The organism is Nocardia sp. CWNU-33 (assembly GCF_046764895.1).
Lineage (GTDB): Bacteria > Actinomycetota > Actinomycetes > Mycobacteriales > Mycobacteriaceae > Nocardia.
Genome location: NZ_JBKOQN010000005.1, coordinates 58,532 through 81,653, shown reverse-complemented (window position 1 = coordinate 81,653; position 23,122 = coordinate 58,532). Strand labels below are relative to the sequence as shown.

At 65.1% G+C, this 23,122-nt stretch carries 23 protein-coding genes and 1 pseudogene; 6 read left to right on the top strand and 18 right to left on the bottom strand.

Translation table 11 applies throughout. From position 1 onward, the window contains the following. The first annotated feature begins 73 nt into the window (after positions 1-73). Entirely contained in the window at positions 74-2,272 is a 2,199-nt protein-coding gene (gene pabB, locus ACLMAL_RS08155) for an aminodeoxychorismate synthase component I (RefSeq protein WP_411998519.1), read from the top strand. Between the two features lie 167 nt (positions 2,273-2,439). On the opposite strand, the gene ACLMAL_RS08150 is transcribed toward pabB, so the two are convergent. Beyond that, positions 2,440-2,931 carry a hypothetical protein gene (locus tag ACLMAL_RS08150; protein WP_411998518.1) on the bottom strand — a complete coding sequence of 164 codons (492 nt, stop codon included), beginning with the start codon at positions 2,929-2,931 and terminating at the stop codon, positions 2,440-2,442. Positions 2,932-3,173: 242 nt separating this feature from the next. Here ACLMAL_RS08150 and ACLMAL_RS08145 point away from each other — a divergent pair, with 242 nt between their 5' ends. After that, positions 3,174-5,102: a TerD family protein gene (locus ACLMAL_RS08145; protein WP_411998517.1), complete on the top strand. Its 1,929-nt coding sequence runs from the start codon at positions 3,174-3,176 to the stop codon at positions 5,100-5,102. Positions 5,103-5,144: 42 nt separating this feature from the next. Here ACLMAL_RS08145 and ACLMAL_RS08140 read toward each other — a convergent pair whose 3' ends face one another. Then, on the bottom strand, positions 5,145-5,864 hold the full coding sequence (locus ACLMAL_RS08140) for a TetR/AcrR family transcriptional regulator (RefSeq protein ID WP_411998516.1): 720 nt from the start codon (positions 5,862-5,864) through the stop codon (positions 5,145-5,147). A gap of 8 nt (positions 5,865-5,872) precedes the next feature. Beyond that, on the bottom strand, positions 5,873-7,102 hold the full coding sequence (locus tag ACLMAL_RS08135) for a cytochrome P450 (protein WP_328411056.1): 1,230 nt from the start codon (positions 7,100-7,102) through the stop codon (positions 5,873-5,875). Positions 7,103-7,337: 235 nt separating this feature from the next. Between ACLMAL_RS08135 and ACLMAL_RS08130 the strand changes: the two genes are divergently transcribed. After that, entirely contained in the window at positions 7,338-7,781 is a 444-nt protein-coding gene (locus ACLMAL_RS08130) for a group II truncated hemoglobin (protein ID WP_411998515.1), read from the top strand. 4 nt (positions 7,782-7,785) lie between these two features. Here the strand turns inward: ACLMAL_RS08130 and ACLMAL_RS08125 are convergent, their stop codons facing one another. The 4 genes from ACLMAL_RS08125 to ACLMAL_RS08110 all read right to left on the bottom strand — a co-directional run bounded on the left by ACLMAL_RS08125 (position 7,786) and on the right by ACLMAL_RS08110 (position 11,222). Then, positions 7,786-8,628 (bottom strand): hypothetical protein, encoded by an 843-nt coding sequence (locus tag ACLMAL_RS08125; RefSeq protein WP_411998514.1) that lies wholly within the window; start codon positions 8,626-8,628, stop codon positions 7,786-7,788. Between the two features lie 8 nt (positions 8,629-8,636). Further along, on the bottom strand, positions 8,637-10,064 hold the full coding sequence (locus ACLMAL_RS08120; protein ID WP_411998513.1) for a DUF1254 domain-containing protein: 1,428 nt from the start codon (positions 10,062-10,064) through the stop codon (positions 8,637-8,639). 87 nt (positions 10,065-10,151) lie between these two features. Further along, positions 10,152-10,886 (bottom strand): TetR/AcrR family transcriptional regulator, encoded by a 735-nt coding sequence (locus tag ACLMAL_RS08115; RefSeq protein ID WP_411998512.1) that lies wholly within the window; start codon positions 10,884-10,886, stop codon positions 10,152-10,154. Between the two features lie 42 nt (positions 10,887-10,928). After that, positions 10,929-11,222, bottom strand: a complete 294-nt coding sequence (locus ACLMAL_RS08110; RefSeq protein ID WP_411998511.1) for a hypothetical protein — start codon at positions 11,220-11,222, stop codon at positions 10,929-10,931. Positions 11,223-11,504: 282 nt separating this feature from the next. Between ACLMAL_RS08110 and ACLMAL_RS08105 the strand changes: the two genes are divergently transcribed. Continuing rightward, positions 11,505-11,780, top strand: a complete 276-nt coding sequence (locus ACLMAL_RS08105) for a hypothetical protein (protein WP_328412847.1) — start codon at positions 11,505-11,507, stop codon at positions 11,778-11,780. A 42-nt stretch (positions 11,781-11,822) separates the two neighbouring features. Here ACLMAL_RS08105 and ACLMAL_RS08100 read toward each other — a convergent pair whose 3' ends face one another. The 4 genes from ACLMAL_RS08100 to ACLMAL_RS08085 form a co-directional block, all read right to left on the bottom strand. Then, a complete protein-coding gene (locus tag ACLMAL_RS08100) occupies positions 11,823-13,205 on the bottom strand; it encodes a vWA domain-containing protein (RefSeq protein WP_411998510.1) in 1,383 nt (460 codons plus the stop codon). Between the two features lie 43 nt (positions 13,206-13,248). Next, complete coding sequence (locus ACLMAL_RS08095) at positions 13,249-14,163, bottom strand: esterase/lipase family protein (RefSeq protein WP_411998509.1); 915 nt, start codon at positions 14,161-14,163, stop codon at positions 13,249-13,251. 236 nt (positions 14,164-14,399) lie between these two features. Then, positions 14,400-15,080, bottom strand: coding sequence for a hypothetical protein (locus tag ACLMAL_RS08090; RefSeq protein ID WP_411998508.1), 681 nt, complete (start codon positions 15,078-15,080; stop codon positions 14,400-14,402). A 93-nt stretch (positions 15,081-15,173) separates the two neighbouring features. Beyond that, positions 15,174-15,536 (bottom strand): DUF1304 domain-containing protein, encoded by a 363-nt coding sequence (locus ACLMAL_RS08085; protein WP_328411040.1) that lies wholly within the window; start codon positions 15,534-15,536, stop codon positions 15,174-15,176. Positions 15,537-16,045: 509 nt separating this feature from the next. On the opposite strand from ACLMAL_RS08085, the gene ACLMAL_RS08080 reads away from it, so the two are divergent. Then, on the top strand, positions 16,046-16,801 hold the full coding sequence (locus ACLMAL_RS08080; RefSeq protein ID WP_411998507.1) for a Mut7-C RNAse domain-containing protein: 756 nt from the start codon (positions 16,046-16,048) through the stop codon (positions 16,799-16,801). Between the two features lie 19 nt (positions 16,802-16,820). On the opposite strand, the pseudogene ACLMAL_RS08075 reads toward ACLMAL_RS08080, so the two are convergent. From ACLMAL_RS08075 to ACLMAL_RS08065, 3 genes and pseudogenes are all read right to left on the bottom strand, one after another. Further along, positions 16,821-16,924: pseudogene (locus ACLMAL_RS08075) on the bottom strand (IS5/IS1182 family transposase); the annotation flags it as partial. 37 nt (positions 16,925-16,961) lie between these two features. After that, a complete protein-coding gene (locus tag ACLMAL_RS08070) occupies positions 16,962-17,162 on the bottom strand; it encodes a DUF6186 family protein (RefSeq protein ID WP_411998506.1) in 201 nt (66 codons plus the stop codon). Further along, positions 17,159-17,572: a hypothetical protein gene (locus ACLMAL_RS08065; protein ID WP_411998505.1), complete on the bottom strand. Its 414-nt coding sequence runs from the start codon at positions 17,570-17,572 to the stop codon at positions 17,159-17,161. The genes ACLMAL_RS08070 and ACLMAL_RS08065 overlap by 4 nt, the downstream gene beginning before the upstream one ends. Before the next feature lie 294 nt (positions 17,573-17,866). On the opposite strand from ACLMAL_RS08065, the gene ligD reads away from it, so the two are divergent. Beyond that, positions 17,867-18,823: a non-homologous end-joining DNA ligase gene (gene ligD, locus ACLMAL_RS08060; RefSeq protein ID WP_411998504.1), complete on the top strand. Its 957-nt coding sequence runs from the start codon at positions 17,867-17,869 to the stop codon at positions 18,821-18,823. A gap of 188 nt (positions 18,824-19,011) precedes the next feature. Here the strand turns inward: ligD and ACLMAL_RS08055 are convergent, their stop codons facing one another. The 4 genes from ACLMAL_RS08055 to ACLMAL_RS08040 all read right to left on the bottom strand — a co-directional run bounded on the left by ACLMAL_RS08055 (position 19,012) and on the right by ACLMAL_RS08040 (position 23,028). Beyond that, positions 19,012-20,205 carry an erythromycin esterase family protein gene (locus tag ACLMAL_RS08055; protein WP_411998503.1) on the bottom strand — a complete coding sequence of 398 codons (1,194 nt, stop codon included), beginning with the start codon at positions 20,203-20,205 and terminating at the stop codon, positions 19,012-19,014. Positions 20,206-20,630: 425 nt separating this feature from the next. Beyond that, complete coding sequence (locus tag ACLMAL_RS08050; RefSeq protein ID WP_411998502.1) at positions 20,631-20,978, bottom strand: hypothetical protein; 348 nt, start codon at positions 20,976-20,978, stop codon at positions 20,631-20,633. 223 nt (positions 20,979-21,201) lie between these two features. Further along, the gene (locus ACLMAL_RS08045) at positions 21,202-21,762 is read right to left on the bottom strand and encodes a hypothetical protein (protein ID WP_411998501.1); all 561 of its coding nucleotides are present in this window, start codon (positions 21,760-21,762) and stop codon (positions 21,202-21,204) included. A gap of 3 nt (positions 21,763-21,765) precedes the next feature. Next, on the bottom strand, positions 21,766-23,028 hold the full coding sequence (locus ACLMAL_RS08040) for a hypothetical protein (protein ID WP_411998500.1): 1,263 nt from the start codon (positions 23,026-23,028) through the stop codon (positions 21,766-21,768). Positions 23,029-23,122: the final 94 nt, after the last annotated feature.

Genomic DNA, 23,122 nt, shown 5'->3' with positions numbered 1-23,122 from the left:
CATCGGTTCGCTCCAACTGAAGGCAGTTGACAACAGTTCGCCCTTCCCGGCTGCGCGTAGGGTTCCAGACACCATGCACACGTTGTTGATCGACAATTACGACTCGTTCACCTATAACCTGTATCAGCTGATCAGCGAAGTGAACGGCGTAGAACCGACGGTGGTGCGCAACGACGAGGTCGACGATCTCGCGCGGCTGGATCTCGCCCGTTTCGACAACATTGTCATCTCCCCAGGCCCTGGCCGACCCGACGTCGCCCGCGATGTCGGCATCTCGGCAGCAGTGATCCGCGAGACGGAGCTGCCCTTGCTCGGGGTGTGCCTCGGGCACCAAGGGATCGTGGTCGCGGCCGGCGGTGTGGTCGCGGGCGCACCCGTGGCCCGGCACGGCTATCTCGACCACATCGAACACAACGGCAGCGATCTGTTCGCCGGACTCCCCCTCGGCTTCACCGCCGTGCGCTACCACTCGCTGTGCGCCCAACGTCCGCTTCCCGACAGCCTGGAAATCACGGCGGTCGCCGCCGACGGGGTGATCATGGGCGTCCGTCACCGCAGTAGACCGCAATGGGGCGTGCAGTTCCATCCCGAATCGATAGCCAGCGAGCACGGCGCGGCGCTACTGCGCAACTTCGCCGAACTCACCACGGCCCAGCCGGTGGCACCGCATGTGCACCGGTTCGTGGCAGGCAGATCGGGGACCGGGCGGCCCTCGACCATCGGACAGTCCGGATCCATCACCAGGGTGCGCGAGCAACACGCTTCCGGCGCAATGGGATTCGTCCGAGCAGCCGAGCGGTTCACGCCCGCGATCGAGCGAGGAACCCGGCTCGGCTACGGCGAACCCGTACCTCCCCGGCAGATCGAACACAGCGTCATCGAACGAGCCATCGATTCCGAGGCTGCTTTCCTTCGGCTGTATGCCGACTCGCCGACCGCATTCTGGCTCGACAGCGAGCACGTCGAACCCGGCCTGGACCGGTTCTCCTTCCTCGGCGATGCGGGCGGCCCGCTGGCCGAGGTAGTTCGCTATCGGGTCGGCGAGGGCGCGGTCACCGTCGAGTCCTCCGATGGAGGCCGATACCGCGCCCCCGGCACGATCCTCGATTATCTCGCCGCCGAGACCCGGCGGAGATTTGTCGAACTGCCCGATCTGCCTTTCGATTTCGCAGGCGGCTATGTCGGGTACCTCGGTTACGAAGTGAAGGCCGAGTGCGGAGCCGAGGCGGCACACCGTGCGCCGACGCCGGACGCGCAGTGGGTCTTCGCCGATCGGATCGTCGTCGTCGACCATGTGGGTGGGCGCACCCATTTGCTCGCGCTCACCGATCCCGCGCCGGAGGCGCTGCGCGCGAGCGCGGACTGGCTGCGTGATACTCGTGAGATCCTGGAATCCCTTCCCACATGGGCAAATCCACCGATGCTCGAGGTGTTCTCCGACACCGCCGCCGTGGCGCCGCTGTTCACCAGGGGCCGCGATCGCTACCTGGCGGACATCGCCGTCTGCCAGGACCGATTGCACGCAGGCGAGTCCTACGAAATCTGCCTCACCGACAACGCGACCTTCGCCGCCGCCGAATCCGACGGCCTCGACTTCTACCGCCGCCTGCGCCGCTGCAATCCCGCGCCCTATGCCGCATACCTGCGCTTCGACGACCTCGAAATCGCATGCTCCTCACCGGAACGCTTCCTCAAGGTCGATCGGGCACGCACCGTGGAGAGCAAGCCGATCAAAGGCACCGCGCCCCGAGGCAGCACTCCCGCCGAGGACGAGCGGCTACGCCGCGAGCTGGCCGACAGCCCGAAGACCCGCGCCGAGAACCTGATGATCGTCGACCTGCTGCGCAACGACCTCGGACGGGTGTGCCAGATCGGCAGCGTGCACGTCCCGAAGCTGATGGCCACCGAGACGTATTCGACCATGCACCAACTGGTCTCGACCGTCCGCGGCACGCTGCGCCCGAACATCGATGCCGTCGACTGCTTGCGCGCGTGTTTCCCCGGCGGCTCGATGACCGGCGCTCCCAAGAAGCGCACCATGGAAATCATCGACGAACTGGAAACCGAAGCGCGCGGCGTCTACTCGGGCACCATCGGCTTCCTCGGTCTGGCAGGCACCGCCGACCTCAATATCGTCATTCGCACCGCCGTCCGCCACAACGGTCTGTGGCGCATCGGCGCGGGCGGCGCCATCGTCCTCGACTCCGACCCCGAGGACGAGTACCACGAAACGCTCCTGAAGGCGGCCGCCACCTACCGGGCCGCGCGATAGGCAGCATCGGCTTGGAATCCGCACCCGATGTCATAGCAGCCGCTTTTCGGGCTCCGCGCCGGTTGCAGGCAACTGCTGCGGGCGTGAACGTCGACAGTTGACGCATGTTCACGACCCAACTCCTCACCCACCAGCCGGCCACGGGATCACTCGAACGGCCGGCCGGGTTACTTCTTTCGACCGCGCGACCGCGGTGGTTCGGGCTCGACCGGCGGCTCCGGAACCCGTCCGGCGAATCGGCCGAGGATCGAGACGCCCGGTAACCGGGACAGGGCGGTGAAGAGGTCTTCGCCGAGCCCGATCATCGCCTCGAGCCTCGGCAGCAGTCGGTCGTAGGCCGCGAATGCCGGATCCGCGAGTGCCAGGGTGCGGTCGAGACGGTCGATGGTGGAGTTGAGGCGGTCGACAGCGGTCGAGAGATTCTCGATCAGGTCGGGCAATTGAGCCGCCAACTGTGCCGACGCCGGTGGCAGCCGCACTGCGGCGTCGAATGCCTGCCCTGCCGTCAGCTGAGCCGCGTCCAGCGCCGCGCCTGCCGCCGACTGGGCCGCCGCCGCCGCGGACTGAGCGGCGGCCAGGATGTCGCCCGCACTCGGCACACGCGGACCCGACGCTTTCGGAGGCGTCGTTCTACGGCCTCGCCCTTTTGGGGTGCTCATGACACCACTGTGCCGTACCGGATAGCCGATCGACCGGAAGCCGTACCGGTCAGTCTGTGACCGGTACCGGACAAGGCCGTCGCGGCGTGCTCGGGTACTGCCCGCGCTCCACCGAATGAATCCATGTGGATCGGACGGCGCATGCCCGACCTGCTTTCGCTGACTCCGCTACGCCTCGCACCGCCGAGCATCGACCTCGCGGAATTCGGCGTGTCGGACCCGCGTGGCATAGTTCCAGCACGATGGAACTCAGCAAAGGCGCCAACGCACCGGTACCGACATCCCTTCTTGCCGTGGTTGTTTCATGGCGGTCGGACCATGTCGTCGATGCGCATGCGCTGTTGCTGAGCGACTCGGGCTCGGTACGGACCGATCGCGATCTCGTGTTCTTCAACGCGCCACGGCATGTCTCGCAGGCGGTGACACTCGACCAGGAACCCGCGCCGGGCACGGCCCGGCTGAGCGTCTCGCTGCCGCGCACCGAATCCGACGTGCAGCGAATCGTCATCGCGGGCTCGGTCGACGAAGGCACCTTCGGCGACATCATCGGTTTGACGCTCACCGTCCACGCCGCCGACGGCCCGGTGACGCAGTTCGAGGTCACCGACACCGACTCGGTGGCCGCAATGATGTTCGGTGAGTTCTACCGCAGGGATGGTCAGTGGCGGTTCCGCGCCATCGGACAGGGGTGGGCGAGTGGGTTGGCGGGGCTCGTCACCGAATTCGGTGTCAGCGTCGACGATGCGGCCGAGCGGACCCCGGCGCGCCCGCAAGCCGCCCGGTCCGCGAACCCGTTCGGCAGGACACACCCTCCGACGACACCCCGACTGGTGGGCGCCGCCGGCGGGAACCGGTCGGCGGCAACCGCTCCCCGATCGGTGGCCCCGCTCGACCGGGCTCGCGCGGCGGAGCGTGAGTCCCGATCCATCGAACACGCGCAGGGTGCCCGCGTGCCCGCGCGCGCCGACTCGTTCGATGACGCCGGACTACCCACAAGCACCGACCGGTCGAGCGACCCGTCGGACGGAAGTCGAGCAGCGGCGCCATCCCGGCCGGTCGACCTCGAGCGCCACCACGGATCGGTCGAACAAGCGCCACCGCCGCCCCCGAATCCACAACGCGCCGACTGGCATTCGGACCCGGAAGACTCCGCCCGGATGCGCTGGTGGGACGGGAACGAATGGACCGGGGCCACCTACCCGCGCAGGCAACTGGGTCCGCGCGACTGCGCTCGGTGCGCCAATCCGTTGCGCCGCAAGCTATTCGGCGGTCTCGCGCCGTGCCAGGTCTGTGCGGTCGAGATCGAGGAATTCCTCACCCACTGGCACACCCAGGCCTGGCGGGTGCTCACGACGTCGGGGCCACGCGGCGACGACTGGGCCGCATTGTGGGCGTCGCTGCGATATCAGCGCATCGACGAGAGCGCGGGTCGCGAGGCCCTGCGCGATGCCGCACTCAGCTATGTGGAGCGGCTGGTCACCTTTGCCTTCACCGACGGCGAGGTGGAGCTCGCCGAGTTCGAGGCGTTCGAGCATGCTATCGCGGAGCTGGCGCTGAGCGGGCCACTGATCGAAGACCTGCACAGGCGAATGCATCGCGGCCGCACGCTGTCTCGGCTGCGGGCGGGCGATCTGCCGATGATCCGAACTCCGGGACTGCACCTCGATCCGGAGGAGAAAGTGCACCTCGATCTGCCCGCGGTCCATGTCCGGCAGTTGGCACGTGGCCCGAAACTCACCGACGGCCGACTGATCGGCAGCAATAAGAAGCTCCGGTTCGTCGGGGCCGACACCGGCATCGAACTGCCGTGGGCGCGAGTCGTTTCCGTGCACCGGGAACAGAACATGGTTGTGCTCGCCGCCACCTCGGCACGCGGCGGCGCGACCTTCGAAGTCGCCGACCCCGACTATGTCGCCGCGGCTTTGGAAGGCGCGCTGCGGGTGGCCAAAAGACTGATCCTGACCCCGGGCCAACGTGACACCCGCAGCATCCCGCAGGAGGTCAAAGCCGAAGTGTGGCAACGTGATGGCGGCAAATGCGTGGAATGCGGCGACGGCCACTACCTCGAGTTCGACCACATCATCCCGCTCAGCCGTGGCGGCGCGACGAGCGCGTCGAACCTCCAAATCCTGTGCCGCGCCTGCAATCGCACCAAGGGCGCCCGCATCTGACCTCCGCAGGCACACACTGGACCGCAACCGTCCGGCGATTGCCTAGTCGGCGATCAATCCGGCGGTCCGCCCCAGTTCCGCCAGCATCGTGTCGAACAGGATCTCGGGGTTGGACAGCGGGATCGGGTAATTGCCGAAGACTTCGAGGGTGACGTGGCCGTAGAGGCGTGCCCAGATCTGAATCATCAGATAGGTCACCCCGAGGTCCAGCTTTTCGGCAGGGAACTTCTGGCCTGCTTCCGACATCGCGGCGAGCAGCTCGGTCTGAAAGCCGACGAGATCCTCGCGCAGGTCCACGGGAATCACATCGGTCGGCGGCGTCACGACGTCGTAGGTCGCGAGCAGGCGGCCCGCGGCGGCCAGAAATATACGGCCGAACGGTTCGTCGAAGCGCCGCATCACGCCCGAGCGGCCCGCGCCGGGCGAGGCGAACACCAGGGTGAACTCCCTGGTGTGCGCAAGCGCCCAGCGCCGGAAACCCTTGCAGATGGCGAAGAACTGCACCGCGCCGTCATCGGGCAGGGTGTCGATCTCGGCCGACAGCTCGGCCGCGAGATCCGCGCAGAACTCCAGGCGCAGGCTCTCCAGCAGATCGTCGAGCGACCGGTAGTAGCGGTACAGCGCAGGGGCGGTGATCCCGAGTTCTCGTGCGATGGCCCGCAACGTGACCGCCTCCGGCCCCTGCTCGACCAGCAGCGCACGGGCCACCCGCCGGATGTCTCCGTCGGAGACCACCGGCGCGCGGCCACGCGGTTTACTCATACTGAGATTCAAGCGTATTCGACTTCCCAGCGCTTGATGCCGTTGAGCCAGCCCGAGCGCAGCCGCACCGGGTCGGACACCTGGCGCAGGTTCGGCATGACGTCGGCGATGGCGTTGAACATCAGGTCGATCTCCAACCGGGCCAGATTCGCACCGACGCAGTAGTGGGTGCCGGTGCCGCCGAAGCCGACGTGCGGGTTCGGGTTGCGCAGCACGTCGAAGGTGAACGGGTCCGCGAAACCCTCCTCGTCGAAATTGGCCGAGCCGTAGAACAATCCGACCCGCTGCCCCTTCTTGATCTCCTGGCCGCCGATCTCGGTGTCCTGCGTCGCGGTACGTTGGAACGCGGTCACGGGGGTGGCCCAGCGCACGATCTCGTCGGGCGCGGTCCGCGGCCGCTGCTGCTTGTAGAGCTCCCACTGGTCCGGATTGTCGACGAATGCCTTCATGCCGTGGGTGATCGAGTTGCGGGTGGTCTCGTTCCCCGCCACCGAAAGCAGGATGACGAAGAACGCGAACTCGTCGGAGCCCAGGTTCTCGCCGTTGATATCGGCACTGATCAGCTGGGTGACAATGTCGTCGGCCGGGCACTTACGCCGCTCTTCGGCCATGTTCCAGGCGTAGCCCATCACTTCGGCGGTGGCGGTGTGATGGTTGCCGTCGAACTCCGGATCGTCGTAGGAGATCATCTGGTTGGTCCAGTCGAAGAGCTTCTTGCGGTCGTCCTGTGGGACGCCGATGAGCTCGGCGATGGCCTGTAGCGGCAGCTCGCACGCAATCTGCTCGACGAAGTCACCGCGGCCGGACTTCTTGGCGTCGTGCACGATCTTGGCCGCCCGCTCGGTGAGTGCGGCGCGCAGGCTCTCGACCGCGCGTGGGGTGAAGCCTTTGGAGATGATGCGGCGGATCTTGGTGTGCTGCGGCGGATCGAGGTTCAGCATCAGCATGTTGCCGAGCATGTCGATCTGCTCGCGCGTGGTTTCCTCGTTGAACCGGATGATCGCCGTGTTCTCATGTGAGGAGAACACCTCCGGATTCTTCGAGATCTCCTTGATGTGGTCGAGCTTGGACACCACCCAGTAGCCGCCGTCGTCGAAGCCGCTGGCCCGGTCGGACTGGGCGCACCACCACACCGGGGCGGTGCGGCGCAGCTCGGCGAATTCCTGGATGGGCAGACGGTTGGCGAGCAGGTCGGGGTCGGTGAAGTCGAATCCTGCGGGAATCGAGGGCGTGGTCACGGCTATCTCCTACCGGTCTGGGCTGCAGACCTCACAACGTTGTGTGGAACACGTTCCATAGGAGATAGAACCACAGCACACCCTCTTGTGAACAGCGTTTACTAAAACCTGTTTACTTTTCTTTGAGTGCGCTCGGGAACCCTGACAGTTCGCGCGAAACAGTGCACGGTGACTGCGACCAAGGCTGTAATGGGGATGACAGATTCGCTCGATGCTCCTTTCGGAGGCTCTCACCATGACCAGCCTGTACGAGCACGCCGGCGGCGACGAGGCACTGCACCGCGTCGAAGAGGCGTTCTACGAGAAAGTTCTCGCCGATCCGGTGTTGAAAACCCAGTTCACCGAACGGCTCCCCGGCCATGTCGACCACCTCACCTGGTTCACCTCCGAATCCTTCGGTGGCCCAGCCCGTTTCACCGAGCAACTGGGATTCGACTACATCATCGCCGTGCACCGCGGCCTGGCCATCACCGACGAGCAGCGCCAGCGGTTCGCCGAACTGTATATCGAGGCGTTCGAGGAGGCAGGCCTGCTCGACAACGAAGCCTTCCGGGCCGCCGTGCGCTCGCACGCCGAGTTCGGTGCGCAAGTGGCACAACAGAACTCACACGCCGAGACCGACGAGCAACTGCACCCGATCCGGGCGGTGCCCCGATGGACCTGGGAGGGTGACGACTGAACCGTCAGCCCCGCGGGATCCGCCGGGCTATCAGATCGATCATCATCTGTGCCAGCGCACCGGTGACATCGGCGGTCTGTTCGTCCGGGGTGCCGTGGGTGTGGGCGGCCACGGCGAAACCCTGCCCGAACGAGGCCGAGGCCACCTCCTGCGGCCCGGAATCAGACCAGCCCCACTTGGTTCCGATGACACCGGGCAACCTGCCGGTGCCCCAATCCTGGGCGGTGCCGTCGGAGGCTGTGGAGTCGGCCGCCGCCATCCAGCCGAAGATCGGCGACTCGGGATCGGTGCGTTGCTTGATGTGCAGGAAGGTGGCCACGTCCGCAGTGCTGGTGTACGACATGCCCCAATTGGCGCCCGCCTTGGTCGCGGTGAGCCGGTATTCCGCGGCGACGGCGTCGATCGCCTGCGGATACTTGGCTGCCAGCAGCTCGGCCGCGCCGTCGTCCGAATCACGGATCATGCGCTCGGCGAGCGTCCGATCCGACGGCGAGCCGTCGCCGTGTCGCAGCGCGTAGTCGACGATGTAGAGCTTGACCATCGACAGCCCGGTGCGGATCTCGTGCTCGTTGGCCGTGCCCCACTCGATACCGGGAATAATCGACCGGAATGAAATCGCGGTGCGCGAGGGAACCGCACCGGGGTCGGTGGTGTCCAGCGCGCGGCCGAGCACCGCGGCCGCGACATCGACCCAGTCGGCCACGGTCGAACTCGCGGCAGCGCCGGACGCATCGCCGGCAGGGGTGCGCGACGGCGCATCGGGGAAATCGGCGGCAGCGCCGGGTGCCGCGAGCGCAAGAAGCGCCCCCGTTGTGAGGACCGAGAAGACTACAGCCCGGCAGCCCATCGCCGCTCCTACGGCGCCACGTTGAGCACGGGTGGCTTCCACTGTCCATCGAGCGCAATAGGTTTCGGCACGTACAGACGCATCGTCAGCGAGAACTGGCCCGCCTCCGGTATCGGCAGCCAATTCCCGGTGGGCACCCGAGCGCCGGGGTCGCTGTGCTGGATCGCGAGATCCAGTGAGCCGTCGGCATTGTAGACAACTGGCACCTGGTGGCCGATCGCGTAGATATTCGCCGGGTTGGGTACCAGGAAGCCGTCCGCACCATAGGCGGTCAGCGACCAGAACGCCTCGACCGGCGGCAGCTGGCCCGACGGGAAATGCAGCCGGAAGTTCGCGGGCACGCCGTTGAGGTCGGCGCTGCCGAAGATGGTCGGATAGATCGCGTCCTCGGGCAGGTTGGCGCCCAAGCCGTGCCATGCGACGTTGGCGCGCAACATGTAGTTGGTGCCATAAGTGCCGATATCGCGGTCGAATACCCACCCGTTCTGGTTCACCGCGCTCGGGTCGGCGCTTGCGGGGATCACTTGCTTCGCTCGGTCCGCGGCGGCGGTCAGATCCTCGGCGGAAATACCGGTGACACTGCCGCCCGGCCGGATCCCGATGGCCGCGAAGCGGTTCATCGCGAGCTGATCTTCGGCCAGCGGCGGATTCACCGCCATCACCGCGCACAACCGTTTGAAGAAAGTGCTCGCGTCCATCTCGACAACCTGTTTCGGTGGATTCGCGGATTCCCGCGTCGGCATCGTGGCAGACGGGGGCGCGGCTTTGCCCTCGATCCAGTCGGCGAGCCGAACGAGTTTCAGTTGCTGCTGAATAGCCTGCACGGCGGGGATGTCGTCGCTGCCGTTGACCTGAATCCGGCTGACCAACCACACCGTCGGTGTCGGCACGGACAACTGCGTCACACCCTCGGGTAGGCTCCCCGCCCACTGCGGTCCAGTAATGGCATAGGTGTAGGGCGGCGCGGGCGCATTCGGCTTCACCTGCGGTCGAACGCTACTCGAGTTGTGCACGGTATTGGTCCAGGCATCCATCAGCTGCATCAGCCAGAATCGGCCGGGCTCGACAGCAGGCACCTGCAGCACCATGGGCTCGGTGGATACATCGAGCCATGCGGCGGAGTACAGCGTGTCCAGATTCGATCGAACAACATCGTGCTGCTCGGACGTCGGCAGCCCGGCGGCGTGCTGGAAGGTGTTCACCGGGGTGATCTTTTCGGCCGCGACCCTGGTCACGTCCATCAGCACCAGGGGGTAGCCGAAGATATAGGCGTCCGTGGCGATCGTCTTCGGCTCTTCCGGCATCAGAGTCACGCTGGTCGAGGAGCTCTTCTCCGACGTACTGCAGGCCGCGAGGGTGGCACTCGCCATGGTTGCAGCGGCCACGCCGAACATGGTCCGACGCGAGAGCTGTGCGAGTGAACGCTCGTCGCCCATGGTCTTTCTCCCTACTCCCCGATCGAGCCGGACACTTTCGAGAGATCCAGGCGGAAGTATAGCCACATATTTGCCGGACCTGCGGTTTTAGCGCGCAACGTCCGCGATACGGGCCATCAGCGCGAGCAGCATGGTCGTCAGAACGTCGACCAGATCGGCAATCGGCGGACGTGGATCGTCCAGGCTCCATTGATGCACGGTGGCATTGACCGCGCCGATGAAGGCGGTGGTCACCATCCGCAGGCCGCCGGAGGGCAGCTCCGCCACCATGGCGGCACCCGCCAGCTCGGCCAGTACCTGGCCCCATTCCCGGCGCACCAGCAGCCGATGCGCTTCGACCTCGGCGCCGACCCCCACGATCTCCACGAAAGCCAGCTTCGCCCGCCGAGTATCGGTCGCCATGGCGGACACATACGCGGTCACCGCCGCGACGATGATCGCGGACAGATCTGCCGATCCCACCGACGCGACCGCGGTGCGCACCGCCGCGCGCGCGTCCTGCTGGATGTCGTCGTACACGGCGACCAGCAGTTCCTCGCGGCTCGCATACTCCTCGTAGAACTGCCTGCGCGACAGTCCCGCAACAGCACAGATATCGGTGACCGAGCTCTTCGCGTAGGTCCTTTCGGCGAAGACCGACAACGCCGCCTCCGCGAACCGCGCGCGGCGCTGCGCTCGACGCTGCGCCACCGGCAGGCCGCCGTAGCTGCGATTCGACTCCACCACGCTCATCACCAACAACCGTAACGGCGCTGTCGGACGCCGTCCGCCGACAACCGCGCCGGGCTGCGCGAAGGCGAGGAAGCCGCCTGACCGGAGCATGCCACCCCCGAGCCGCCTGCAGTTGCTGACCGGATGCCCGGCTCAGGCGCCGATGACAGCGTTCATGATCGTGCCCGCGCTGGTGGCGACAACACCGCCGATCATGGCTCCGGCCACCATCTTCGGTGATTCCAGGCCGCCGCCGGACCACTTCTCCCAGGCGAAGTGGCCACCGGCGTAAATGATGCTGAGGACCCCGGACAGGGTGGCGAACCAGGTGATGTACCGCACCAGCTGCATGATCTTGTCCGAGAGGGGCGGCGCTTCGGGGGTCGGGTTACCGACCTGCGCCAGTGTGGCGAAAGCGTCTGCAACCGACATCAGGATGGTGCTCACGGTCTGCTCTTCCGGTCGACAGTTGTTCGGACACCGGCGAATTCGTCTCGCTCCAGGACCAGCCCCCACAGTGGCAGCATCACCCCCATCGGCGAGATCACCGGTTCGCGGCGGCCACCGTTCGACCACACGCGCTACCCATCATCGGCATCGGCATCGGCATCCGCAAGGTGTCGCGCGATGCACTATTGCCTCGGCGTGCCTGCGCCACTTCGGATTAACCGATACCATCCCTGTGAGCGAAATCCATCCTGTCCCACATCCAGAATGAGCAGCACCACGATGATCCTGGCCGCCGTTTACGACACCTGGGCACAGATCGGCAATCCGACCCCAGAAGCCCCGCCCATCTCGGACAAGTTCCTCCAACTGGTCCGCTACCTGACCTGGTTCGTACTCTTGGCCGGTGTCTGCGCCATCATCTACGCGGGCGGCCGTTTCGCCTGGGAGAAGTGGTCCGGCGGCGGCCTGGAATCACCGAAGATGGTGGCCGGAGCCATGATCGGCGGTGTTGTCGCCACCAGCGCGGGCACCATCATGAACGCGGTCATCGGCTGACGCACGGCCGCGCCGCCATCGGGTAGTGGCTGCGCAGGCGAATCAATGCAGGATTCCTGCGGTTTTCGCCGCGCGGATCCAGTCCGGGAATTCGCCGAGCAGCCGCCCGTACAACTGGGCGTCGTCGACCTGGTCAATGTCGTCGAGGGCGAAAAAGCCTGCATTGTCGACAAGCCGGTCGGGCATCTCGTCGAGCGAGCGCAGCAGACCGTAGTTGGCCTTGCCGAGACCGACGAACTGCCAAAAGGCAGGCAGGCGTGAGGCTTCCCGCATGAGTGCGGCGATCTCGCGTTTCTTGGCGAAGCCGCCGTCGGTGAAGAACAGCACCAGCGTCGGTGGATCTTCGGGTCGCAGCGACGCCATGATGTCGCGCATGATCGGCAACTCGTCGTTGCGGCCGCCCATCGCATCGTAGCTGATTCCGGCGTGCGTGCCGGACAGATGCAGGAACGTCTGCGCCCACTGCTCGCTGTGCTCGACCGTGATGTCGGGCAGCTTCGCGAACGACAACGCATAGAGATACGCCTCCAGCGTCCCATCGTGATCGAGCTGTGTGGCCACCGGAATCATCCGCTGCACCACCCGGTGCACCACTTGTTGCCGATACTGCCGAATCATGCTGCCGGTCTTGTCGATGACCAGCACCACGCGCGCGCGAACCCCGAAGGCGTTCTTGGTGATCAACACCTTCGCCACTTCTCGTTTGCGCATGTCCAGCCGGCCGCGCTTCTCGAACGACAGCTTCTCCTCACCGGGCACGGTGCGCACATCGAGGGCGTTGGGCGCCGCAGTCCCTGGCTGCGTCGGGGGTGCGGACACGATCGCTGCGGCGCCATCGCCCGCTCTGCTGGAGACCGCAGGCACACGTGTCGCATCAGGCGCGGACTGCACCTCGAGCGCCGGCAGTCCCATCGCCGCCGGGGGCGGCTCGTCGTCCACGCTAACGCCGTGGTCGACGACCAAAGCCGCAAATCCGCCTGCATAGCCCTGCCCGACGGCCCGAACCTTCCATTCGGCATTGCGTCGGTACAACTCGAGTGCGACGACCACCGACTCGGTGCTGAGACCATCGATCACGTACTCGTACAACATGTTTCCGCTGTCATCACCGACGACAGCAACCGGCGGCGCACCCTGCCCGAAAGTAGCCGTCGAATCTTCCAGGGTGATCACCGCCCGGATCTGCGCGACATCCGCAGGGACATCGGCGAAGGAAACCGCCAGCGACGCAGGCATTCCCGGCCGTAACTCGACACCGGGCGCGCTCGGCTGATTGAAGAACACGAAGTCGGCGTCGGAGCGCACCCGGCCGGACTCGGTCACCAGCAGCCCCGAAACGTCGGCCGCCGCGGCGAGCCGAACCGACACCACGGCCGTCGCCACTGCGAGCGACCCGTTCTGCCCCTTGACGAGCACCGTGCCCACCGATTCTCCTACCAGTAGTGACCGACCCGCCCGTGTCGCGCGATTACGAGTAGAGCTGCTCGACAACCCATTTCGCGGTGTCCGGGCTCGACCGAACGGTCGAGTGGTCGACAGCGGGGCTACCGGGGAACAGGTCTTCGTAGAAGACGTTGGTGACACCCGGTTCGGTGATGAACGAGCACACTCCAGGCGGTGTCGCGACCCCGTCGTTCTTCGTCGCCAGCACCGAGTACCGAACGCCCGGCTGCACCAGCGGTCCGTCCATGACGGCCTTGTAGACCTCGGAGGCCGGAGTCAGCTGCAGCGCATTGGCCATGCTCGGCATCAACGTCGACAGCACCGGCACCAGGAACGGCAGCGCCGTCACGAGTTGCACCGGCGTAATCGGCAAGTCCTTCAACCCGTACTGCGCAAGGAAACCGACGCCGTCGCAACCACGAGCTTCCGGAGTCAGCAGCACCATATTCGGCACCTCCGCAGCGCCCCCGAGCACCTTGACGAAGTAGTTCGCGACGAACGTGCCCGCCGAGTGCGCGACGATATCGACCCTGGCCGCCCCCGTGGTCGCCTTGACCTTCGCGACGAACTGCGCGAGCTGCCGAGCCGCGCTGGGCATGTCGCCCGCCCATCGCTTTCCGTCGACGATTCCGCCCTGGAAAACCAGCGCGCAGGCCCCTTCGTGGCGCAGCGCCGAAACCATCGGCCCCCATTGTGCCGCGGTGTCCGCCGTGCCACCGTCCGCACCCGGCAGCACTATTACCGGATTCGGTCGGGCACTGCTGGGCAGGCAGTCGATCGCCGGTTCGATCACCGTCCCCGCGGACACGGCCGGCGCGGCCGAGCCGCTGCCGGGGGCGGCCACCGCCGGTGCCGCTGCCATCGTGAGCGCCCCGGCGAGCAGGACCCCCACCATCCCCGCCCGCGCCGGAGCAATCCACTTCTGACGCCTGAAAATCATGTCCTGCAAAGCCTTTCGACATGTCGGCCGCCAACGCCGGCGCCAACCGAACCGGCCCCGACAACAGGCGCGAACCAACCGAACTCCGAGTCCCGACCAAGTCCCTTCGCCCACATGCCAACAGCTCCCACTTCAGATGTCAACACCACTCCCGCAACCCCGCTGTAGGAACAGGACCTGGCTGCGCGGCCACTCACCCGTTCGCCTCTGCCAGCGCCCGTTCGCCGGAAAGGATGTCAGGCGACGAATTCGCGGTCGCCGTAGCGGAGGGAGTCGGGGGTCCAGGTGCCGCCGATGCCGGTGACGAACTGCTGCGTGAGGGTCAGGTCGGTGAGGTCGGCGACCAGGATGAGGGTGCCTCGGTCGGTGATGGAGCCGCCGACGAGGTGGTCCCTTGCGGTCGGGTCGGCGACCAAGGCGTCGCGGAATCGGTCTACATCGACACCGGCAACCTCGATGGTGAACGCGTCGATTTCCGGTGCGCTCGGCGCCAAATGCTGGAAGGTCAGCACCGATTCCTGATGGAAGCGGGTGCACACCTGATCGGCGATGCGATGCAGATCGGCGGCGTCGACACAGGCCAGGTGGAACTCGCGCGAGCGCTCGTAGGTCGCCTGCTGTCGCTCTTCGGACCAGAAGACGCCGCTGACCAGTGTGGAACCCACGGGAAGGCCGATGTTCTGCACCGCGATCCCGTCGACCGCGAGTTCGAACCCATCCAGCCGCGTGCGCAGCCGCTGATCATCGGGATCGGTGATGGTTGCGGTGTTGTCGGTCGCGAATAGTTCCGCGGTGGGCCGCAGGGGATTTCCCGCAGCACAGGCGGTCGGCGTCGCCTGCGCCGCCTCTGCTCCCCCGATCAGGCCTGACGCGACGGACAATGCCGCAACCGCGGCCATGACCCGTGAGGTGATCATCCCGATCCTTTCCGGTCCTGAGTGACCATCCGAACCAGCACAACATGTTTCGACGACCATCGGATCGAATCGGGCATCACATGCCCGGCCCGGTCAGCCCGCGATGAGCACCGCGGTCAGCGCAGCAGCCCCAGGCACCGCCTGCGCGAACAAGATCCGAGGATTCGCCGTCACCGCGCCGTACACCCCGGCGATCACCACGCACGCCAGGAAGAACACCTGCACCCGGAAACCCGTCGGGTCCGCCGCGATCAACCCCCACACCAACCCCGCCGCCAGAAACCCGTTGTAAAGCCCCTGATTAGCAGCCAAAGGCGCAGTCGCCTTCGCCATCTCGGCATCGAACCCGGACAACTCCCGCCCGGGCTTCCTCTCCCACAAAAACATCTCCAGCACCAGGATGTACGCGTGCAACACGGCCACCAAGCCGACCAGGATGTTCGCGATAATCGCCATTGCTCGAACAGTACTCACCCGAGTGCCACATCGGCCGACGAAACGCTCGCCGGCCGAAGCCGATGCCATTGCCCCTTCTGGGGTCGGCGCCGCCGGGACCACGGCTGAACCGCTACCCGCCGGCGCCGACTATCCGAGATCCGCCTCTCGGTGATCGCAGAGACGGTACGAGCTGAAGGGCAGCTCATAACTGCTGCATCGACCGCTACGGACGCCTCCGTCGATTCCCATCGAAATGCGCCGATACACCAGCAAATCGAACATAGCGAGCCAGAATCCGATACACAGCACCGTTGCAGCAAATTAGGGGCTGTGATACACGTTACTGACGGTAACGGCTGAGGTCGAGCGGCTATCAATGCGTAACCCAGGAGCAGATCCGACCAAAGGTACGAACTACTCCCATTGCCGGCGACCACGATGCAGGGGCAGTGGACTCCGCTATCCATTCGAACTGGGATTGCGCGCCGGTCTGATCCGGACTGCGAACCCGGGACGACAATGGTCGTATGACCGCCAGTGTCGAACTGCGCGTATACGCCGAACTGAACGACTTCCTGCACCCGCAGGCGCGGTATGCGACGCAGCTGCGACCGATCCGTCCGCACCAGACCGTGAAAGACATCGTCGAGGCAGTCGGTATTCCGCACCCCGAGGTCGACCTGATGCTGGTGAACGGTGAATCCGTCGACTTCGGCCACCACCCGCAGCCGGGCGATCGGCTCGTCGCCTACCCGATGTTCGAGACCCTGGACATCGGACCGCTGACGCGAGTGCGTCCCCGCCCGCTCCGCGATCCACGTTTCGTCGTCGACGTCAACCTCGGCGGGCTCGCACGGCTCATGCGATTGATGGGACTCGACACCCGCTACGAGTGGACCGCCGACGACACTGCGCTGGCCGAGACAGCCGCCTCCGAGCATCGGGTCTTGCTCACCCGTGACCGCGGACTTCTCGAGCGACGCAACGTGACCCACGGTGTGTTCGTGCGTTCGGATCGGCCGTTCGAGCAGATCGTCGAGGTGATCCGTCGGCTCGACCTGGCCGATCGGCTGGCACCATTCAGCCGCTGCCTGCGTTGCGGCGGAATTGTCACCGCGGTGGCCAAGCAGGACATCATCGATCGGCTCGAACCACTCACCCGCCGCTACTACGACACCTTCCGGCGCTGCCCGGATTGCGGCCGGATCTACTGGGAGGGTTCGCATCAGCAACGGCTGAACGACCTCGTTACCCGGATCCGAGCCGCGATCAGGCCGGCGTAGACCGTGTCTCACGTCGCTGATCGGACAGCACATGGATCTTCGATCCGGCTTCACCGCGGTCGACCGGGCTCGGCCCGGGTCATGGCGTCCCCTTTCGTTCGCTCACACCGACGCCGCGTCGATCACCACCTGGGACCAATCCACATCGTCACGGTTGCCCCTACCGCGCAAGAAAATGCCAACCGGCCCATGCCCACACGAGCACAGCGGCAATCCTCACCACCCGAGTGCGCGTGAGGTACGCGATCGTTTCACCCACGGGCGCGACCAGATCCCGGCGCACATGCGTGACCACGACCACGCCGAGCGTGACCACCAACACCAGCACGAACCCGACGATGACGATCACCCGATCGCTCATCTCGACACCAGCCACCAGCCGGCACCCAGCCACACCAGCCATCCAGCGAACCGCAGAGGCCACTGCTCGAGTGCCGGATCCAGCAGCGTCGACAATGTCGGGTGTACGTCGCTCGGCCGCGTCCAATTCGATTGCCGCGCAAAGGCATACACCTCCCACACCGACGCCGTGACCAGCAGCGTCGACCACACGGCCACTCCGCGCCGCAGCTGGGTGGTGCGTGGAATCTGCACGGGCCGCACACGGAAGGCCAGCACCGAAACCACGACCACCGGCACCACCACCAGCACGGTTGCCGACCAACTGAACGGTCGGGTGGCGGCCCCACCCGCCGCCAGCACAGCACCGACAGCCAGCAGCGGCGTCCGCCGCCGAAATGGTCGCGCCGAGACCGCCGGTTCCCCTGTCACATGGGCAGAATAAGTCCCTGAGCACCGGATTCGGGCATGTATTGCTTTGTAGATCCGGCACACTGCAGCTCTACCCACCCCAGCGCCCGAAAGTCCGCACCATCGGGACAAGTCGGCTGCGTGTCGACCACACTGGGCAACGGTCTCGTCGACCCGAAGTACGTCGAGCGAAGGCCCAAGCGTCCGGTCAGCGGCATGTACACCGAAAAAGGCCACCGCCCCGACCACCGAGTGACATGGGTGCATTCTCGAACGCCGGCCCGGAAGGCAGATTGCTGGAGATACGCTGATTGTATGGTGTCAGTGCCAGCGCCGATGCTGGCCGTCGAAGGGCAACCACCGGACACGGCTGGCTGGGCCATCGAGATGAAATGGGACGGCGCCCGCGCAATCGCTCTCTGTGAGAGCGGCCAGTGCCGCTTGTACAACAGGAATCGTCATGACGTCACCGACTCCTACCCAGAGCTGGCCTTTGCGCTCGCCACCCTGTCCGGCAGTCGGCAGCTTGTTGTAGACGGCGAGATCGTCGCGCAAACCACCTCCGGCACACCGTCATCCGGTTTGCTACAAGCGCGTATGCACGTCACTCGCCCCACCAACGAACTGATTCGCACGGTGCCAGTCCAGCTTTATCTCTTCGACCTATTGTCTGCCAACGGCGAGTCGACGATGGCGATGCCGTACCTCGCACGCCGCCGCCGACTGGACGACCTCGAACTATCCGGACCTCTGGTCACGGTGCCACCGTTCTGGGTGGACCTGGAGGCCGCCCGGCTGATGGCGATGGCTCGTGAGCATCACCGCGAAGGCATCATCTCCAAGCAGACCACCTCCATCTACCAGTCTGGGCGCCGATCACCGGCCTGGATCAAATCCCTATTCTGGAAGACCACCGAAGCCGTCATCGCCGGATGGATGCCAGGCACCAGGATGACGGCGGCAACATTCGGATCACTCGTCCTCGGCGCCTACGACAACGCCGGCCGGCTCATCTACATCGGCAACGTCGGGACGGGATTCACCATGGCCACCCGCCGCCAACTGCGCACTGAGCTCGACTCGTTGACACAACCGAACAGCCCGTTCGACATCCAGCCACCCCCGGCCGGCATTGGTGCTGCACACTGGGTCCGGCCCCGACTGGTCGGTGATGTCGAATACCGAGAGTTCACCGGTGACGGGCTACGCCACCCCAGCTGGCGCGGCCTCCGAACTGACAAGGATCCCGAGCAGATCCGTCTACCACTTTGACGTCATGCATTACCGAGCCATGCGCTTCAACTGTCGACGCGCCCCGCGCCGACTTCGACTTCGACTTCGGCGCAAGCGTCGCCGCATATGCCTGCGGAGCTCCCTACACGGTGGCCGTCCATCGGAGCCGACGACACCCGATCGCCACCTGGACCGTTGCCGGCCAGTCGGCGCTGAACGCTGAGGGGCTAGCTCGGCGGGGCGTCCTTGACGAACACGATCCCGTCATTGCTAGCCACGTGAGCCGGGTCCAGTGGGGAGTAGCCGAACCAGGGGGACACGCGGGGAGCGGGCGTCACGTCGCCGAGGATAGCGGCCAGTCGGCGGACGTCGACGACATATCGGTCCTCCGGGAGCGCGTACAGGAGCCCTTCGATGGTGTCCGGGGGTGGGGTCTCCACACCGTGGTGGTGGATCGTGCCGAGGGCCGTGGCCAGGAAGGCGTACCCCTCGCCCAGCTGGGCGCTGACGATCGCCCCGGCGCTCCACCATTCCAGCGGCAGGCCGCCCATCTGCATCCTGCTCTTGTCCCGCTGGAGATGCCCGTTGTGGGCGTGCACCAGCGCCGGGCCCCGCTCGGCGATGGCGAGCAGGTTGGCGGCCATCATCGAATCCCGCAGCGCGCAGAGCCGCGTCATGCGGCTCGGTGACGTGTCGGCCATCCAGAAGTGGTACCGCAGCAGCCCGGTGGCGGTACGACCGTACATGCGTGCCCGGTCCCAGTCGTCCGCCGCGATCAGGTGTGGCATCTGGGTGTCGAGCAGGGCTACCAGGTCGTCGGCGAGCAGCCGCAGCTGTTTGGCCTCGGGCGTTTGCCCCACGGACTGGGACGGGTCCATCATCGCGGTGGGATTGGTCCACCGGTCGTCGACGCCGAGCAGGCGGTCGAGCGTTTCCGCGGTGCAGGGAAGCAGATCGGCGTCAACCCAGGCGGTGAGGTAGGCGTGGAGTGCGGTGAGGGCCTGCCGAGGGCTCGCGGCTCCGGTCATCTCCAGCGGGCCGTCGAAACCGGCGAAACGCAGCCGCTCCGACACGGGCCGGCCGTCGTTGTACGCACGCATCCAGCGCACAAGCTCACGGTTGGCCGCGGACGCGCCCCACCCGTGGCTGAACCCGCGCTCCATGACCTCGTCGAGGATGCCGGTACCCGAGGTGATGTAGTCATCCACGACCAGTCCCATCATGCAGTCGCTCTCGATCGTGATCGTCCGGTAGCCCTCCTGCTCGACGAGTTGCCGGAAGAGATCGTTTCGCAGGTCGAGCAGAACGTCCTCGCCGTGGGTGGGCTCACCTAAGGCAAGCAGCCGCGGCCGGCGCGGGAGCAACCCCATGACGGTGGCAGCGTCGACGACATGAGCGGCGTCTTTGATAACAGCAGTCATACCATTAACGGTATCGTTGAACCAACGGTTGATACTTGCCGTCGGTATCGGCAGATCGATGATGCGAAACCCTCAAAGCAGCGGACGACTCACGCCGGTTGCCCCGACGCGCAGCCGCTGTCCGAGGAGTCGGACGGCATCCTGTCCCGAACGTCCGCTCGGCGGTCCCGGCTGACGCCTGAATCTGTTCCCGCCGTGGGTGATCCACCCAGTCACCCACGGCGGGCGAAGAGCCCGGCACCGCCTCGCCGGTGCTGGATTTCAGCGAATGTGCTCCAAGACAAGGCTCGTCGGGGTATCGGCCTTGCAGTGGCCGTCGGGGTTTCCGTCAGCAGCTGCGCTTCGCCCCGTCAGGTGACGACTTTCCCGACAACGCCGACCACAGCCGCGACTACCACCCACGACCCGGCCACCATATATATCAGTCAGTGAGGCAGGTGCTGTAGCGCGGCGGATGCGACCGTCTGTGCCACGGCGGGGTTTCTGCTGAGCACCCTGATGATCGGCACGAGGCGCGCGCTGCGGCGGTTCTCCACCCCCGAGAACTCCTCTCCGACAACGATATCGATGAACGTGCCGTCGCCACGCTCGTACTCGAAACCGGTGTACCGGTCGAAGCTCTTTTGCCGTGCCTCTGCGGGAATCGTTGCACGCTCACGGTATTGGAGGTCGATCGTGAGGCGGGCACCGTCCACCGCCAGGATGCACTCGTCGGCGCCCGTCTGGCGCTCCCACGCCGCCGTGGCGATCAACAGCGCACCGACCAGCGCCACCCGACGATGCACGGAACGAATCTCCTTCGGTTGATCGAATGCCGCGTCACGGTATCAGCAATCCAAGATCACCGACGTCTCGACGAGAACGGCAGAGTAGTCGCGGGTGGGTGGATTGTGTTGGCCGACAAGGGGTATCACGGTGTCGATAAACCTCACCGCTCACCGCGATCACCGACTTCACCATCGCCCGCTGGATCAACCCGACCCCGCTGACGCTCGCCTATTCCTCGAAAATACAGCAGAGCATCAGGAGCCGATTGATACGGGCATCGTGCACAGAAAAGTAGTTGGTCCCCGCCCGGCCGAAGGGCTTGACCATATCGAAGCCAGGGCTTGAATCGCTGCGAAAATGAACATCCACCTTGGCGATCATGGTTGCGAGACCAGCGAGTGGGACAAAATCCAATCCGCGCCGACTCATAAACTTCGCGCTGGCGCCGACTTCTTTCCCGACAAGTGTACCCAACCCATCCTGGCACAATTCTCGGATACGACCTAGGCTACCCAAACGGGTCTTCCGGGAATCGACATATCCGACACTTCTACCGTCCGCGTCGTATGCGGAGCGGGAATTGATTGAACCGGCCCGATAGTCGAGATTCGGCCCGGTATACACACCCAGGTCGCAATCCAGATCATCACCCCAGACCAATGATGACAACTTGTCGCGTCGGTGAATTCGAGCCACGGGCCTACCAGATCCGGGCACCAAGACGTCAAAAGTGGTGTCGCGGACTCCAAGTCTGGCGACCACTTTGAACTCGGAAATATTTTCCAGCACCTTCTACCCCGTCGCCGAAGGCAGCATCGTCATCCGGCCGACGCCGAGCAGCGGCATCCACGCAGCGTTCTTTTCGAACGCAAACCCGCACTGTTCGACATCCTGGACCACGCTGCCGATACTTACGCTAGTGGTTAAGCCCTCGATGGAATGCTTCGCTTCATCCCAAATCTTTGCGGCTTCCGTCTCGATCAATTGATAAGTCTGGTATATCGTCGCCACGATACCGACCACCAACTTGACTTTCTCGTATATCTTGACCATTCGCCAGGCAGTCCATGCTGCGGCCACAATATCGGCGAGCGGGTCTTCAGGGCCTCCGCCGACGGCGATGATTGCCGCGTCGCCGGCAATCATTTTCAGAGCTTCTTCAGCCAGCGCCTTGATGGCGGTACTGATGGCGCGATCGATCGCGGATACGACGACCCTCACCAGATTTACAATTGCCTCATAACCTGCTTTATAAGCATTTGCAACCACCTTTGCTCCATCCCCTATGCCACCGATGCCACTAGTCCAGCGGAACATGTACGAGTCGAATGCCTTGCCCGTCTCGCCTTGCCATTCACCACCTAGCTTCCAGGATCCTTTGCGCAATGTCGCCGCGACGGTGTAGCACGCGTCACCCAGCGTGTCATATGCGTCGTGCAGATACATGAGACGATCCCAATCGCCGGCCAAGGGCTTGAACAGTTTATCTATGAGACTGTCCCCGGTCACCATCTTATACGCCTTGTCCGCGATCCACAGATGATTACCACCCATTACCGCTGACCATTTTCCACCGATGCCCTTAGCCTTGAGTGGACTACGGTACTCCACCAGATGCCCGAGCATGCCCTGGTTGATCGAGTCCGGCTTCTCGGGTGCCTTCAGCGTGACACTCTCGTCATTGAAGTTGCCTAGTGACGACGCTCCCGGTATCGCGGAGATATCCGGAAAAGAAGAGATGTCATCGGGAAAAAGCTTCGCAATATCAGCGGCTCTGGCTCTATCCTGGGCGCCGAATCGGTCGTCGACAATGGTGATCTTCCCTTGGATTGTCCCCATACCGGCCTGGCATTGTTTCAGTTTTTCCGCGAAGAAATCCGCAGGCTCATGCACATGTGGCTTCAAGAGCGATAAGAGGCCATCCAAGCCTTCGGATTCCGTGCACTCCTTGCCGGCCCAGTCGATCATCGGCGCGAAGTGCTCGGCCTGTTCGGCCAGCAATGTGTTGAAGGCCGTGAAGTCCTCGGTCGGCGGCACGTTCAGTACATCGGCCACGTAGCCTCTCCCAATCTTGTTGCAGGACAAAACATGCTATACGACCGCGCCCAATCCCCAAGGGCAGTGCGCAAGACTCCACAGGCCGCAGCTA